General features: G+C 70.4%; 9 protein-coding genes. 2 read left to right on the top strand and 7 right to left on the bottom strand.

The genetic code is table 11. The features are described from left to right. Positions 1–194 precede the first annotated feature (194 nt). Together LG632_RS19830 and LG632_RS19825 are read right to left on the bottom strand one after the other, a co-directional pair. Positions 195–1,310 (bottom strand): sugar ABC transporter substrate-binding protein, encoded by a 1,116-nt coding sequence (locus LG632_RS19830; RefSeq protein WP_226728700.1) that lies wholly within the window; start codon positions 1,308–1,310, stop codon positions 195–197. A 117-nt stretch (positions 1,311–1,427) separates the two neighbouring features. Beyond that, positions 1,428–2,642 (bottom strand): ROK family transcriptional regulator, encoded by a 1,215-nt coding sequence (locus tag LG632_RS19825; protein ID WP_226728699.1) that lies wholly within the window; start codon positions 2,640–2,642, stop codon positions 1,428–1,430. Positions 2,643–3,223: 581 nt separating this feature from the next. Between LG632_RS19825 and mgtA the strand changes: the two genes are divergently transcribed. Both mgtA and LG632_RS19815 read left to right on the top strand, forming a co-directional pair. Then, positions 3,224–5,968: a magnesium-translocating P-type ATPase gene (gene mgtA / locus LG632_RS19820; protein WP_226728698.1), complete on the top strand. Its 2,745-nt coding sequence runs from the start codon at positions 3,224–3,226 to the stop codon at positions 5,966–5,968. A gap of 145 nt (positions 5,969–6,113) precedes the next feature. Beyond that, positions 6,114–6,980, top strand: a complete 867-nt coding sequence (locus LG632_RS19815; RefSeq protein ID WP_226728697.1) for a hypothetical protein — start codon at positions 6,114–6,116, stop codon at positions 6,978–6,980. Positions 6,981–6,991: 11 nt separating this feature from the next. Here LG632_RS19815 and LG632_RS19810 read toward each other — a convergent pair whose 3' ends face one another. The 5 genes from LG632_RS19810 to LG632_RS19790 form a co-directional block, all read right to left on the bottom strand. Then, the gene (locus LG632_RS19810; RefSeq protein ID WP_226728696.1) at positions 6,992–7,918 is read right to left on the bottom strand and encodes a carbohydrate ABC transporter permease; all 927 of its coding nucleotides are present in this window, start codon (positions 7,916–7,918) and stop codon (positions 6,992–6,994) included. 11 nt (positions 7,919–7,929) lie between these two features. Next, positions 7,930–8,874: a carbohydrate ABC transporter permease gene (locus LG632_RS19805; protein WP_226728695.1), complete on the bottom strand. Its 945-nt coding sequence runs from the start codon at positions 8,872–8,874 to the stop codon at positions 7,930–7,932. 20 nt (positions 8,875–8,894) lie between these two features. Beyond that, complete coding sequence (gene ngcE, locus LG632_RS19800; RefSeq protein ID WP_226728708.1) at positions 8,895–10,343, bottom strand: N-acetylglucosamine/diacetylchitobiose ABC transporter substrate-binding protein; 1,449 nt, start codon at positions 10,341–10,343, stop codon at positions 8,895–8,897. Positions 10,344–10,722: 379 nt separating this feature from the next. Continuing rightward, entirely contained in the window at positions 10,723–13,440 is a 2,718-nt protein-coding gene (gene acnA, locus LG632_RS19795) for an aconitate hydratase AcnA (RefSeq protein ID WP_308108751.1), read from the bottom strand. Positions 13,441–13,657: 217 nt separating this feature from the next. Continuing rightward, positions 13,658–14,701 (bottom strand): LacI family DNA-binding transcriptional regulator, encoded by a 1,044-nt coding sequence (locus LG632_RS19790; RefSeq protein ID WP_374203518.1) that lies wholly within the window; start codon positions 14,699–14,701, stop codon positions 13,658–13,660. Positions 14,702–14,948 lie beyond the last annotated feature (247 nt).

The following is a 14,948-nucleotide window of genomic DNA, read 5'->3' as shown; positions in this document are numbered from 1 at the left end:
AAGAGAAATGCGGGAGGGACAGTGCGGAAGAGTGTGCGGAATCGTTTCTGCCCGGCGGCCCCGCGGATGGCGGGGTGCTGAGGGGCGGGGACGCCGGGCAGGCGGGAGGTCGTCCCCCCGGGACGGGGGGACGCGGGGCCCACGGCGGGCCGGGGCCCGTCGCGGGCCCGGCGGCCCGCTCCGGGCCGGGCGGCCTACTTCAGGCCGAGCGTGGCGCAGGCGGCGGCGTACTTGTCGGTGCAGATCTCGTCCGCGGTGTAGACGCCGTCCTTGATGACAGTGTCCTTGATGTTGTTCTTCGTGAGCGAGACGACCGGGACCAGGACCGCGGGGACGCCCTTGGTGGTGGGGCTGTCGACCTTCGAGGTGGTGACGGAGTCGACCTTCTCGCCCTTGGCCAGCGCGACGGCCATCTTGGCGGCGGCCTCGGCCTCGGGGGCGTACGGCTTGTAGACGCTCATGAACTGCTCACCCGCGACGATGCGCTGCACACCGGCGAGCTCGGCGTCCTGGCCGGTGACCGGGGGCAGGGTGGACAGACCGGCGGCCTTGAGGGCGGTGATGATGCCGCCGGCCATGCCGTCGTTGGCGGAGTAGACGCCGATGATCTTGTCCTTGCCGAGCGCGGAGATCGCGGCCGCCATGTTGGTGTTGGCGTTCTCCGGCTTCCACTCCTTGGTGTCGTACTCCTTGCCGATGTTCACCTTGCCGTCGAGGACGGAGTGGGCGCCCTTCTTGAACAGGGCGGCGTTCGGGTCGGTGACGGAACCGTTCATCATGACGATCTCGCCGTCCTTGGCCTTGTCGCCCAGGGCCTCCAGCAGCGCCTTGCCCTGGACGCGGCCGACCTCTTCGTTGTCGAAGGAGGTGTAGGCGTCGATGGGGCCCTCGGCGAGGCGGTCGTAGGCGACGACCGGGATGCCGGCGTCCTTGGCCTTCTTGACCGAGCCGGCGATGGCCTTGGAGTCCACCGCGTCCACGATCAGGACGTCCACCTTGTTGGTGATCATCGTGTCGACCTGCGCGTTCTGCGTGGTCGCGTCCTGCTTGGCGTTGGCGTAGACGACCTTGCCCTTGCCGCCGGTGAGCTCGGCGACCTTCTTCTCGATCAGCGGCTTGTCGAACTTCTCGTAACGCGCGGTCTGGTTCTCCGGCAGGAGCAGACCGATCGTGATCGCGTCCCCCTTGGCGGCGCCGGACTCGGTGGACTTCGCCCCACCGGCCTCCTTGGCGCTGCCACAGGCGGCGAGCGAGGCGGCCATGGCGGTGGCGGCGACGGCTACAGCGGCTCTCCGCATACGCGTGTTCATGAAGTGAACCTCCCTGACGAGGCCGCAACGCTGCGGCCGAGGTGGACGTGAGTCAACCTCGGCCGCAACTTGTCGTCAAGGAGTGAATCCTTAACGAGATGACAACGGTGCCATCCGTTATCTAACTGAAGACAACGCGGCCGGACTCCGGTCCCCGGTCGGCCGGTCGAGCAAAAGCGTCGAATCGCCCATCTCGCTCAGCACCAGGGCGAGGGCGCCCAGCACCTCGGCGCGGCCGCCCAGCGCGCCCGTCACGACCGACAACTGCCGTGCGGCGCTGGGGATCGCGTACCTCCCCACGGATTCACGGATGGGGGCCAGCACGAGTTCACCTGCCTCCGCGAGCGAGCCGCCGAGGACGATCCTGCTGGGGTTCAGCAGGTTGCACAGGCTCGCCACGCCGCTGCCCACGTGGCGGCCCACGTCGGCCACCACACGGCGGCAGCCCGGGTCACCCGAGCGGGCCAGTTCCACCACCCGTTCCATCGTCAGCTCCGGCCCGTGGCTGCTCTGCAGCAGCGGGAGCACGTAGCGGGCGGCGGCGAAGGTCTCCAGGCAGCCGCGGTTGCCGCAGCGGCACACCGGCCCGGACTCGTCCAGCGTGATGTGCCCGATCTCGCCGGCCGTGCCGCCGGGGCCGCGGTAGATCTGGCCGCGGATCACCAGGCCCGCGCCGACACCGCTGGCCACCTTGATGTAGGCCAGGTCCTTCACCCCCCGGCCGCTGCCCCACACCAGCTCGCCGAGCGCGCCGAGGTTGGCGTCGTTGTCGACGTGCACGGGCACGCCGAGGCGCTGGGCGAGCTCCTGGCGGGGGTTGATGCCGGCCCAGCCCGGCAGGATCGAGGTGGAGCCGAGGGTGCCGGACTCGACGTCGATCGGGCCCGGCACGCCGAGCCCGACGCCGATGACCTTGTCCCGGCCGATCCCGGTCTCCGCGATCAGCTCCTCCACCAGGGCCTCGGCCCGGTTGAAGCCGTCCACCCAGGAGGCGTCCACGTCCAGGGGCTCGGCCTCCTCCGCCAGCACCTGGTGGGCGAGGTTGCCCACGGCCACCCGCAGGTGGGTGTGGCCGAAGTCGACGCCTATGACGATGCCGGCGTCACCGCTGAGCGAGACGCTGCGGGCCCGGCGGCCGCCCGCGGAGGTCGGGGTGACCTCGACCGTGCCGCCGTCCTTGAGCTCCCGGACGATGTTGGAGACCGTGGCCGCCGACAGTCCGGTGGTACGGGCGATCTCCGCCTGGGTCAGCGAACCGGCGAGGCGTACCGCCCGCACGACCCGTTCGAGATTCGCGCGGTGCAGCGAGGACTGCGATCCCGGGGTCTCCACGACTCATCCACTCCTGCCCATAAGCGACGGCACCGCCGTCGCCCCCCGGCCGGGATCATGTCCGCGAGACCCCGGCGTCTCCAACTTGTGAACCCTAAGTCGAGCTCGTGGCCCTCCGCCCGTCAAGAGGCAGACCTGGCCCGATTCAGCCGCTCTCGACCAAAAGTACGAGAGAAACGCCGCGTCGTGGCGTGTTACGGTCGATCCGGCGCCGGTCCTCTGCGGCCTTCCGGCCGGACCGCGCGCCGTGCCACGACAGCGCGACGCGAGGAGGTGTTCGGGTATGAGTCCCGATCGAAGTCCTCGCCGCGCCCTCGTCGGCTGAGCTGCCGACGTAACCATCTTTTCATTTTTTCCCGTCCGTGCCCTGACGCGTCCTCGCGCGCCCTGAAGGGCCGGGACCCCACCATGCCGACCCGCGGGATCCGTGCGCCCTTCGGCGGGCGCCGTCCGCCGGTCCACGACCACTCCGTGTGACGCCGCCGACGCATGCCGTCACGCGGCGGGCCGGTCCTGCCCGGACCGTGCGCCGCCGTGCCGTCGTGCGCCCGGACCGGCGTCCGCGGAGGGAGGTATTCGTCATGACCATGCTCACCCCCCGTACCCCGACCCCCCTCGCGCCGCCGGGCCCCGGCCGCCGCGAGCGCAAGGCGGCCGAGCTCCAGGCCCGTACCCGGGCCGCAGCCGACCGGCTCGCCGGGCTCAGCGCCCGCTCCACCGTCCAGGTCCTGCAGGGCGTGGACTCCTCCCGGCACGGGCTCACGCACGCCGAGGCCGCGCTGCGCCTGGAGCGCCACGGGGCCAACGTCGTCGCCCAGGAGCGGACCCCGCGCTGGTTCGTCCAGCTCGCCAAGGCCTTCTGGAACCCGTTCGTCCTGGTCCTGGTCCTCCTGGCCGCGATCATGTACGCGCAGGACCCGGCCGACCCGGGCGTCGTCATCCTCTCCGTGATGGTCGTCGTCAGCGGACTGCTGCGGTTCTGGCAGGAGTACCGCTCGGGTCGCGCCGCCGACGCGCTGAAGAAGCTGGTCACCACCACCTGCGCCGTGCAGCGGCGGGCGGACGGCGGCGCCGCGCCCACCACCGTCGAGATCCCGATGGAGCACGTGGTGCCCGGCGACGTGGTCAGGCTCGCCGCCGGCGACCTGGTCCCCGCCGACCTGCGGCTGCTCACCGCCAAGGACCTGATGGTCGCCCAGGCCGCCCTGACCGGCGAGTCGCTGCCGGTGGCCAAGGCCGACGTGCCGGCGCGCCCGGCCCCGGGCGCCGTCGCCGAGGACCTCGGGCAGCGCGCGACCACCGACCCGCTGGAGGCCGACAACCTGGTCCTGACCGGTACGTCGGTCACCTCGGGCACCGCCACCGGCGTGGTGGTGGCCACCGGCTCCGGCACCTACTTCGGCTCCATGGCCGGCTCCCTGGTGGGCGAGCGCCCGCCGACCGACTTCGACCACGGCGTGCGCCGGGTCAGCTTCCTGCTGATCCGCTTCATGCTGGTGATGGTCCCGGTGGTGTTCCTCGTCAACGGCCTCACCAAGGGCGACTGGGACGAGGCCTTCCTGTTCGGGGTCGCGGTGGCCGTGGGCCTGACCCCGGAGATGCTCCCGATGGTGGTCTCGGCCAACCTGGCGCGCGGCGCGGTCGCGATGGCCCGGCGCAAGGTGGTCGTCAAGCGGCTGAACGCGATCCAGAACCTGGGCGCGATGGACGTGCTGTGCACCGACAAGACCGGCACCCTCACCGAGGACCGGATCGCGCTGGTGCGCCACCTCGACGTCCACGGGGACGAGGACGCCGAGGTGCTGGAGTACGGCTACCTCAACGCGCACTTCCAGACGGGCCTGCGCAACCTGCTGGACCGGGCGGTCGTCGACCGCGTCGACGAAGCCGAGGAGGTTGTCGTCGACGCGCGCTTCACGCGCGTCGACGAGATCCCCTTCGACTTCGCCCGGCGCCGGATGTCGGTGGTCCTGGCCCGCAACGCGCTGGTGGACCCCTCCGGCCGGGCCGAACACGTCATGATCACCAAGGGTGCGGTCGAGGAGGTCCTGGACCTGTGCACCCGCATGGTCGACCGCGGCCGCACGGTCGAGCTGACGGAGTCCCGGCGGATCGGGGCCGCCCTGACGGCCGAGGCCCTGGGCCGCGAGGGGCTGCGGGTCCTTGCCGTGGCCACCCGCACCCTGGACACCCCGCGCGACAGCTACGGCGTGGCGGACGAGGAGCAGCTGACGCTGGTCGGCTTCCTGGCGTTCCTCGACCCGCCGAAGGCCGACGCGGCGGCCGCCCTGCGCGCGCTGGCCGGCAAGGGCGTCACGGCCAAGGTGGTCACCGGGGACAACGAGCTGGTCGCCGCCCGGGTCTGCGCGGACGTCGGCCTCGACGTCGGGCACGTCGTCCGCGGCGCCGAGATCGACGCCCTGGACGATGCGGAGCTGCGCGAGCTGGCCGCCCGTACGACGGTCTTCGCCAAGGTCGACCCGGTGCAGAAGGCCCGGATCGTCCGCGCCCTGCAGGCCGGGGGGCACACCGTCGGCTTCCTCGGGGACGGCATCAACGACGCGGCCGCGCTGCGGCACGCCGACGTCGGCATCTCCGTGGACACGGCCGTGGACATCGCCAAGGAGTCGGCGGACATCGTCCTGCTGGAGAAGGACCTGACCGTCCTGGAGCAGGGCGTGGTCCAGGGCCGGACCACCTTCGGCAACACCGTCAAGTACCTGAAGACGACGGCGTCCTCGAACTTCGGCAACGTCTTCTCGGTGCTGGTGGCCAGTGCGTTCATCCCGTTCCAGCCGATGCTCGCGATCATGCTGCTGGTGCAGAACCTGGTCTACGACCTCGCCCAGCTGGCCACGCCCTGGGACCGGATGGACGAGGAGTACCTGCGCAGGCCGCGCACCTGGGACGCCAGGGGCATCGGCCGGTTCATGCTGGCGATCGGGCCGGTCAGCTCGGTCTTCGACATCGCGATGTTCGTGATCATGTGGAACGTGTTCGCGGCGAACACGGTGGCCGAGCAGTCGCTCTTCCAGACCGGCTGGTTCGTCGAGGGCCTGCTGTCGCAAACCTTGATCGTGCACATGATCCGGACCCGGAAGATCCCCTTCATCCAGTCGCGGGCCTCCTGGCCGGTGCTGGTGGCGACGGTCCTGGCGGTGCTGACCGGGCTGTTCCTGCCGTTCTCGCCGCTGGCGGGGGCGCTGGGCTTCACCGCCCTGCCGCTGGCCTACTTCCCGTGGCTGGCCGGCGTACTGCTCGCGTACTGCGCGCTGACGCAGTGCGTGAAGACGCTCTACGTCAAGAAGTTCGGCACCTGGCTGTAGGCCGGGACCGCGTCGGGCGGGAGAGCTGCCCCGACCGCGACCGACCCGGAATTGAACGCGTTCAGCCCAGCTGGCAGTATGGCTGCCACGCCGCCGCCGGCTGGGCGGACGCGTGCTTTTCGGCGTGCCACGAGGGGGGTCTGCCGTGCGTGAGAAGCGGTCCTACGGCCGGACATGGCTGGTCGCGGTGCTGGTGGGGTACCTGGAGGTGGCGCTCGCCGCGGTGGTCGGCATCCTCTACAGCCGGACCGTGCCGGCCGCGCAGTCGCCCGTCGACTGGGCGTCCCTGGGGGCGGGCGCGCTCTCCCTCAGTGTCGTCGTCCTGGTGGCCGCCTGCGTGCTGGCGGCGGTGTTCGTCCTGCCGGCGGTGGCCCTGAGCGAGCTGCTGGGACGGCTGCTCGGCGGCCGCGAGGCCTGGTGGTCGGTGCCGCTGACGACGGCGGCGCTGGTGGCCCCGCCCGTCGCGGCCTTCGCCCGGTACAACGACGCCACCGTCCGCTCCGCGCTGGTCTTCGGGGCGGTGGCGACCGCCTCGCTGTCGCTGGGCGGCCTGATCGCCTGGCCCCGCCGGGCCGGGCTGCTGCGGCAGGTGGCGCTGGGCGGCACGGCGGTGGTGGCGGGGACCGGCCTCCTCGGCGCGTTCGGTCTGGGCACCGGCGTCCTGCCGGCGTACGAGCCGCCGCGGATCAGCGCGGAGGTGGTGGCCGGCGGCTGGGTCGACCACACCGGCGGGACGCTGACCTTCACCGAGGACGGCCGGGTCACGGCCTTCGGCGTCGCCCTGCACGCCCCCGGCGCCCGCGCGGGCGACCCGGCGCCGCAGTGCTCCGGCTCCGGCACCTGGACGTACGTCCCCGCACGGTACGTGCGCGACCAGCGGGTCGAGGTCCGCGTCCCCGGCTGCCCGTGGCCCGCCTGGCGGGTGGGCGGCACGGACGAGGTGCCCCGGCTCTACCAGGACGTCGGCGGCCCGGACTCCGGGGAGCGGTACGAGCTGCGCAAGAGCACCTGAGCCCCTGCCCGCTACTTGAGCGTCGCCGAGGTCAGCCCGGCCTGGATCTGCCGCTGGAAGGACAGGTAGACCACCAGCATCGGGATCATCGCGACGGTGACGCCCGCGAAGAGCACCGGCAGGTCGGTCTCGTAGCCCATCTGGTACTGGAGCTGGATCAGGCCCTGGGTCAGCATGTACCGCTCGGGGTCCGTACTGCTCTGCGGCTGCATCAGCACGGCCGGCAGGATGTACTGGTTCCACTGGCCGAGGGTGTTGAAGATGCCCACCGAGATCAGACCGGGCTTGGCCATCGGCAGCATCACCTGGAAGAAGATCCGGGTGTCCGAGGCCCCGTCGATCACGGCCGCCTCGTGGACCGCCGAGGGCAGCGTGCGGAAGAACGAGTGCATGAAGAAGACGGTGAACGGCATCGAGTACGCGACGTACACCAGGATCAGCCCGTGGTACGTGTTCAGCATGTCGAACCGCTTGACCATGAAGAACAGCGGCACGAGCGCCAGGAACACCGGGAACATGGCGCCGCTGACGAAGAAGTAGTAGACGAAGCGGTTCCCCCGGAAGGGGTAGCGGGCCAGCACGTACGCCGCCATGGACCCGAACAGCATGGTCAGCGGCACGGAGAAGACCAGCACGATCAGCGTGTTGGCGAAGTAGTCCCCGATGCCCTTGTCCCAGGCCCGCCCGAAGGCGTCGAAGTGCCACTGGGAGGGCCAGCTCAGGGCCGAGCCGCCGATCTGGGCGTCGGTCTTGAACGAGCCGAGCGCCAGCCAGATCAGCGGCAGCACGATCAGCAGGGCCCACAGGACGAGGAAGCCGTGGGAGAAGACGTTGAGGACCACGCCCTCGGAGCGCCCGTCCTGGCCCCTGCCCGCCCGCCCGGTGCCGCCGGACCGCTCCGCGGCCGCCTCGCCCGGAGCCTTGATCACTGTGGTCATGGGATCTCCGCTCAGAACTCGATGCGCTCGCGGCGGGTGGCGCGCAGCGTGACGACGGACAGGATCATGGTGAGGACGAGCATCACCACGCCCATGGCACAGGCGTAGCCGCTCTTGCCGAAGTAGAGGAAGTTGCGCATCAGCACGGTCGCCATGACCTCGCTGTGGTGGTCGGGACCGCCGCCGAACTGGCCGGAGGTCATCGTCGAGACCAGCACGAACATGTCCATCGCGGCGATGCCGAGGTAGACCGCGGAGGTCTGCACGGAGTCCCACAGCAGGGGCAGGGTGACCTTGAAGAAGGTCTGGGCCCGCCCCGCGCCGTCGAGCAGGGCGGCCTCGTAGATGTCCTTGGGAACGGACTGCATGGCCGCCGAGAACAGCACCAGGTAGAAGCCGACCCCGTGCCAGACCACGACCAGCAGCAGGCACCACAGCACGAGGCGGGGCTCGTTGAGCCATTCGACGGGCTCGGTCGGGTCGACCAGGCCCAGCTTGACCAGGACCCCGTTGAGCAGGCCGCCCTGGTCGCTGCGGTAGACCGCCCCGAACAGGACGGCGAGGATGGCGAGCGAGAGCACCTGCGGGAAGAAGTAGACGATCTTGTAGAACGCCGAGCCCCGCACGCCCGCCACCCCGCCGGCCCCGCCGCGCCCGCCCGCGTTCACCATGAAGGCGAAGAACAGGGCCAGCAGGATGGTGATCACCGGGACGAACACCAGGAGCAGCAGGTTGTGCCACAGGGCGCCGCGGAAGACCTCGTCCTTCAGCAGGAGCGCGTAGTTGTCCAGGCCGACGAAGTCGAACGTGGGCGACTGGCCCGTCCAGTTCGTGAAGGAGTAGCCGAACGTCTGTACGTACGGCCAGATGACGAAGGTCAGGTAGAGCGCGAGCGGCACGAGGAGGAAGCCGGCGATGAAGCCGTTCCGCCCCTTGCCCTGGGCAACGTGGCTCATGGTGTCCGTCCCTGGTGGCGTCAGCTGCGGCGGTTGTTCTTGGCGTTCGGGTCCTGGGTCGCCTTGTTCACCGCGGCCTGCGCCCGCTTGATCCATTCCTTCGGCTGGATGCGCTTGGCCATCAGCTCATTGGACGCGTTCTGGATCTCCGTGTCCATCTCGCTGTACCAGTCGGGGTAACGGTAGTTGAACGTGTTCTCCCCCGCCGCCTTCAGCGCCGCGACGGCCGATTTCGTACCCGGCCGCAGCTGCACGGACGGGTCCACGCCGTCCTTGACGATGGTCAGCGAGTTCGCCTGCTGGGCGAACAGGGTCGACCATTCGCGGGACAGCATCGAACGGATGAACTCCATGCCGGCGGCCTTGTTCGCGGCCTTCTCCGGCACGATGAAGGGCTCGCCGGCGCCCGCCCGGACGGCCTCGAAGGGCAGCTTGCTGCCCCCCAGTACCGGCATCGGCAGGAACTGCATGTCGAAGTCGTCGGGGGTCTGCTTGAGCTGCTCGTTCTCCAGCCAGGAGCCGGAGGTGATGAAGGCCGCCTTGTACTGGTTCCAGGCGGTCTGCGACTCGGTGTGGGTCAGACCGTTCGTGCCCGGCATCAGCAGGTTCTTCTCGACCACCTCGTAGACCGCCTCGACGGCCTCCAGGGCCACCGGGTTGCCCTCGAAGGCGTTCGGCTCCAGGTTGTCGATCGCCTTCATGGAGTCCAGGCCGCCCTTCTTGGCGATCAGGTCCATGATGGCGACGTTGATGTAGTACGGGAACTTGCCCTGGTGGGCCAGGCCCCCGATGCCGGCGTCCCGGGCCTGGGTGCACACCGCCAGGAACTCGTCCCAGGTCTTGGGCGGGGTCCAGCCCTTCTCCTTGAAGAGCTTGCCGGAGTACCACAGGCCCCAGACGGTGTAGACGTAGTTGACCGAGACGAACTTGCCACCCTGCATCCCCTGTTCGACCGTCCCGGGGATCAGCATGTCCCGGACCTTCTTCGACGGGTCGTCCAGCGACGGCGCGTCCAGGACGGGGGTGAGGTCGGCGAGCTGGCCGCCCTTGAAGAGCACGTCGAGCTTGATCTGCTGGGCGCCGGAGTCGTCCACGACGTCCGGCGGGTTGCCTCCGTTGAAGCGGGGCTGGAGCTTGGCGGTGATCTCCTGGGTGCCGAGGTGGGAGCTGGTCGTGCCCCACTTCTTGTCGAACGCCGCCTCCCAGGCCTTGGCGTAGTCGTCGCCGTAGCCGCCCTTGAAGACGACGACGTCCAGCTTGCCGCCCTTGGCGACGCCGAACGGGTTCTCCTTGGTCACCGGGGCCTTGTCCGGGCCCTTGGTGGTCTCGCTCCCGCCGGAGGCGCAGGCGGAGAGGAAGCCCGTCGACGGAACGACCACCAGGCCGAGTGCCGCGGAGCGCTTGATCAGGTCCCGGCGGCCGAGGCCCGCTCCGGTGGTGCCCTCGCCGTGGGCGGAGGTGGATCCCATGCTCATGTCCTCGCCTTCGTCATGAGTGTGAAGGAGGCCGGAAATCACGGCAGTTGCCGTGCGCGCGGAAATCACCGCAGGTCCCCGCCGTCCCCCTGTCCGGGGCCGCGCGGACGGCGGCCGGGCCCGGAGTGGGCACAGGTATAGTCCACTTCCGCTCGGCTGAGCAAGATCGTGCACAAGGATGACCGTCGGTTTTTCCGAGTTGAGACCTCTCCGTCACCTGACCCCGCCGCCCGGAAAAAGCGGAAGGGCCGCACCCCCTTGCGGGGGTACGGCCCTATGGTGCCGACACCGGGCGCCGCGCCCGTTCATTGCGCGCCGCCGGGCGCGCCCCCGGCCGGGCCGCGGAGCCGCGGCCGGGGGCGGCGACGTACGGTCAGCCGCGGATGAGGTTCCGCAGCACGTACTGCATGATGCCGCCGTTGCGGTAGTAGTCCGCCTCACCGGGGGTGTCGATGCGGACGACCGCGTCGAACTCCACGCCGGAGTCGGTGGTGACCTTCACCGTGCGCGGGGTGGTGCCGTTGTTGAGCTCCTCCACACCGGTGATGGAGAAGGTCTCCTCGCCGGTCAGGCCCAGGGAGGCCGCCGAGGCGCCCTCGGGGAACTGCAGGGGCAGGACGCCCATGCCGATCAGGTTCGAGCGGTGGATGCGCTCGTAGGACTCGGCGATGACGGCCTTGACGCCGAGCAGCGCGGTGCCCTTGGCCGCCCAGTCGCGGGACGAGCCGGAGCCGTACTCCTTGCCGGCCAGGATGACCAGCGGGATGCCGGCGGCCTGGTAGTTCTGCGAGGCGTCGTAGATGAAGGAGACCGGGCCGCCCTCGACGGTGAAGTCGCGGGTGAAGCCGCCCTCGGTGCCCGGCGCGATCTGGTTGCGCAGGCGGATGTTGGCGAACGTACCGCGGATCATGACCTCGTGGTTGCCGCGGCGGGAGCCGTAGCTGTTGAAGTCGCGGCGCTCGACGCCGTGCTCCGTGAGGTACTTGCCGGCCGGGGTGTCGGCCTTGATGGCACCGGCCGGGGAGATGTGGTCGGTGGTGACCGAGTCGCCCAGCTTCGCCAGCACGCGGGCGCCGGCGATGTCGGAGACCGGGGTGGTCTCCATGGTCATGCCCTCGAAGTACGGGGGCTTGCGGACGTAGGTGGACTGCGGGTCCCACTCGAAGGTGTTGCCGGTCGGGATCGGCAGCGCCTGCCACTGGGCGTCACCGGCGAACACGTCCTGGTAGGACTTCGAGAACATGTCCTCGCCGATGGCGTTGGCGACGACGTCGTTGACCTCGGCCTCGGACGGCCAGATGTCCTTGAGGAAGACCGGGTTGCCCTCGGTGTCGGTGCCGATGGCGTCCTTGGTGATGTCCACCTTCATGGAGCCCGCGATGGCGTACGCGACGACCAGCGGCGGGGAGGCCAGGTAGTTCATCTTGACGTCGGGGTTGATCCGGCCCTCGAAGTTGCGGTTGCCGGAGAGCACCGAGGTGACCGCGAGGTCGTGCTCGTTGATCGCCTTCGAGATCTCCTCGTCCAGCGGACCGGAGTTGCCGATGCAGGTGGTGCAGCCGTACCCGACGAGGTTGAAGCCCATCTTGTCGAGGTACGGGGTCAGGCCGGCCTTGTCGAAGTAGTCGGTGACGACCTTCGAGCCCGGGGCCAGGGTGGTCTTGACCCACGGCTTGCGGGTCAGGCCCTTCTCGACCGCCTTCTTGGCCACGAGCGCCGCGGCGACCATGACGTAGGGGTTCGAGGTGTTGGTGCAGGAGGTGATCGCGGCGACGGTGACGGCGCCGTGGTCGATCTCGAAGGAGGTGCCGTCGGCCAGGGTGACCAGGGTCGGCTTCGACGGGGTGCCGTTCGGGTGGTTCGCCGGGGCGTCGGAGGCCGGGAAGGACTCCTTGCCCGCCTCGTCGACGTCGTCGACGTAGTTGCGGACGTCCTGGGCGAACTGCTCGGCGGCCTGGGCCAGGACGATGCGGTCCTGCGGGCGCTTGGGGCCGGCGATGGACGGGACGACCGTCGAGAGGTCGAGCTCCAGCTTCTCGGAGAAGTCCGGCTCGGCGGCCGGGTCGAGCCACAGGCCCTGCTCCTTGGCGTACGCCTCGACGAGCGCGACCTGCTGCTCGGAGCGGCCGGTCAGGCGCAGGTACTTCAGGGTCTCGCCGTCGATCGGGAAGATGGCGGCGGTGGAGCCGAACTCCGGCGACATGTTGCCGATGGTGGCGCGGTTGGCGAGCGAGGTCGCGGCGACGCCCTCGCCGTAGAACTCGACGAACTTGCCGACGACACCGTGCTTGCGCAGCATCTCGGTGATGGTCAGCACCAGGTCGGTGGCGGTGGTGCCGGTGGGCAGCTCGCCGGTCAGCTTGAAGCCGACGACGCGCGGGATCAGCATGGAGACCGGCTGGCCGAGCATGGCGGCCTCGGCCTCGATGCCGCCGACGCCCCAGCCGAGCACACCGAGGCCGTTGACCATGGTGGTGTGGGAGTCGGTGCCGACGAGGGTGTCGGGGTACGCCTGGCCGTTGCGCACCATCACGGTGCGGGCCAGGTGCTCGATGTTCACCTGGTGGACGATGCCGGTGCCGGGCGGGACGACCTTGAACTCGTCGAAGGCGGTCTGGCCCCAGCGCAGGAACTGGTAGCGCTCCTTGTTGCGGCCGTACTCCAGCTCGACGTTCTGGGTGAAGGCGTCCTTGGTGCCGAACTTGTCGGCGATGACGGAGTGGTCGATGACCAGCTCGGCCGGGGCCAGCGGGTTGATCTTGGAGGGGTCGCCGCCGAGCTCCTTGACGGCCTCACGCATGGTGGCGAGGTCCACGACACAGGGCACGCCGGTGAAGTCCTGCATGATCACGCGGGCCGGCGTGAACTGGATCTCCTGGCTCGGCTGGGCCTGCGAGTCCCAGTTGCCGAGCGCCCGGATGTGGTCGGCGGTGATGTTCGCGCCGTCCTCGGTGCGGAGCAGGTTCTCCAGCAGCACCTTCAGGCTGTACGGCAGCCGGGCCGAGCCCTCGACCTTGTCCAGCCGGAAGATCTCGTACGACTCGTCGCCCACCTGCAGCGTGCTGCGGGCGTCGAAGCTGTTCGCCGACACGACAGTCTCCTTCATGCATGAATTCGCGCGTTCTACCGCATCTTGCCGCCACGCCCCTTGGCCAATCCGCTAAGGTGAGGGCTAAGTTAGGTAACCCTTACCCGCGGGGGCGGCTGCGGTACGCCTTCGGCAGATATCTCGATGTCGAGATAACTCTAGTACATGGCCCCGCGCTGTCATAGTTCAGCGCTGCCGGTGATCCCTCGCAGCGCGCACGTCAGCGACGCGGCGTCGGCGCACCTCGCCAGGACGGGGCGCCGCCCCGGGGGCGCGAGGAGGTGCGGGGCAGCAGGGTCGCCGGGACGGTGAGGCGGCCCGGCGGCGGGCTCGGCGCGGCCGGCAAGGACGGGGACTCCACCCGGGCGACGAGGGCGCGGACGGCCGTCTCCGCTATCCGCTCCGGGTGCAGGGTCACCGTGGTCACCGGCGGGTCGGTCGTCGCGTACGCCGGGTCCTCGCTCGCGCAGACCAGCAGCAGGCGGTCCGGGACCGCCAGACCGTGGCGCGCGGCCGCGGCCAGCGCCTGGCGCGCGCCGGGGTCGTAGAGGCAGTGGACCGCGTCCACCGCACCCTCGGCGAAGGCCCGGTCGAAGGCGTGACCGTCCGCGTCGTGGGGGTCGAAGGGGATCACCAGCGGCGGCCGGCCGCGGTCCGCGCACCAGCGCCGGTACGCCTCGGTGACCGCGTGCGTGTAGTGCTCGTCGCCGAAACCGCCGTGCAGGGCGATCCGGCGGGCACCGGCCGCCGCCAGATGGTCGAGGACCTCGCGGGTGGTCACCGTCTGGTCGTCGTCGACCCAGACGTCACCGGGGCGGGGGTCGGCGGGCCGGCCGTCGAAGACCACCGGGATCCCGCGGGCGCGCAGGGCGCGCAGCACCGGGTCGTCGCGGGGGCTGTCGAGGAGCAGCATGCCGTCGACGGCGAGGTCGTGCCACAGGGTCTGCGCGCCGCGCTCGGCCGGCAGGGTGATCAGGGCGTAGCCGTGGGCGTGCGCCGCGGCGGTGGCGGCCGTCAGCCAGCGGGCGAAGTAGCTGACGGCGACGAAGTTCCAGGCGGAGCCGGCGAACGTGGTGACCGCCAGGCCCAGGGTCCGGGTCCGCGGCGCGCGCGGGACCCCGTAGCCGAGCCGGGTCGCGGTCTCGCGCACCCGGCGGCGGGTGCCCTCGGCGAGCCGGCCGGTGCCGTTGAGGGCGTGCGAGACGGTGGCGGTGGACACCTCCGCGGCGCGGGCGATGTCGGCGATGGTGGGTCCGGGCGGCACGCCGGTCATCGTACGGATTCCGTCGGCGGGGACGGGTTCTGGTTACGGGGTTAATCACCGAGTGTCCTGAGCCACGTCCAACGGTTTGGAGTGGTCATGATGCCGTCCTTCACGTCCCGTTCTGCTGCTGGTTCCTCCGATTCCTCCCCTTCGTCACCGTCCTCCCCCTGTTCCTGCGACCGCCCGAGTGCCTCCGGCGGCCGTGCCGTCTCGCGGCGCGGACTGCTGGCCGCGGCCGGGGCCGCGG

It is taken from the genome of Streptomyces antimicrobicus, assembly GCF_020532625.1.
GTDB lineage: Bacteria > Actinomycetota > Actinomycetes > Streptomycetales > Streptomycetaceae > Streptomyces > Streptomyces antimicrobicus.
This window is presented reverse-complemented; position numbering and strand designations above follow the sequence as displayed.

Bases quoted from the DNA above. Each gene is read 5' to 3' on its own strand.
- LG632_RS19830 (WP_226728700.1), bottom strand. From the start codon at position 1,310: ATGAACACGCGTATGCGGAGAGCCGCTGTAGCCGTCGCCGCCACCGCC.
- mgtA (WP_226728698.1), top strand. From the start codon at position 3,224: ATGACCATGCTCACCCCCCGTACCCCGACCCCCCTCGCGCCGCCGGGC.
- LG632_RS19810 (WP_226728696.1), bottom strand. From the start codon at position 7,918: ATGACCACAGTGATCAAGGCTCCGGGCGAGGCGGCCGCGGAGCGGTCC.
- LG632_RS19805 (WP_226728695.1), bottom strand. From the start codon at position 8,874: ATGAGCCACGTTGCCCAGGGCAAGGGGCGGAACGGCTTCATCGCCGGC.
- ngcE (WP_226728708.1), bottom strand. From the start codon at position 10,343: ATGGGATCCACCTCCGCCCACGGCGAGGGCACCACCGGAGCGGGCCTC.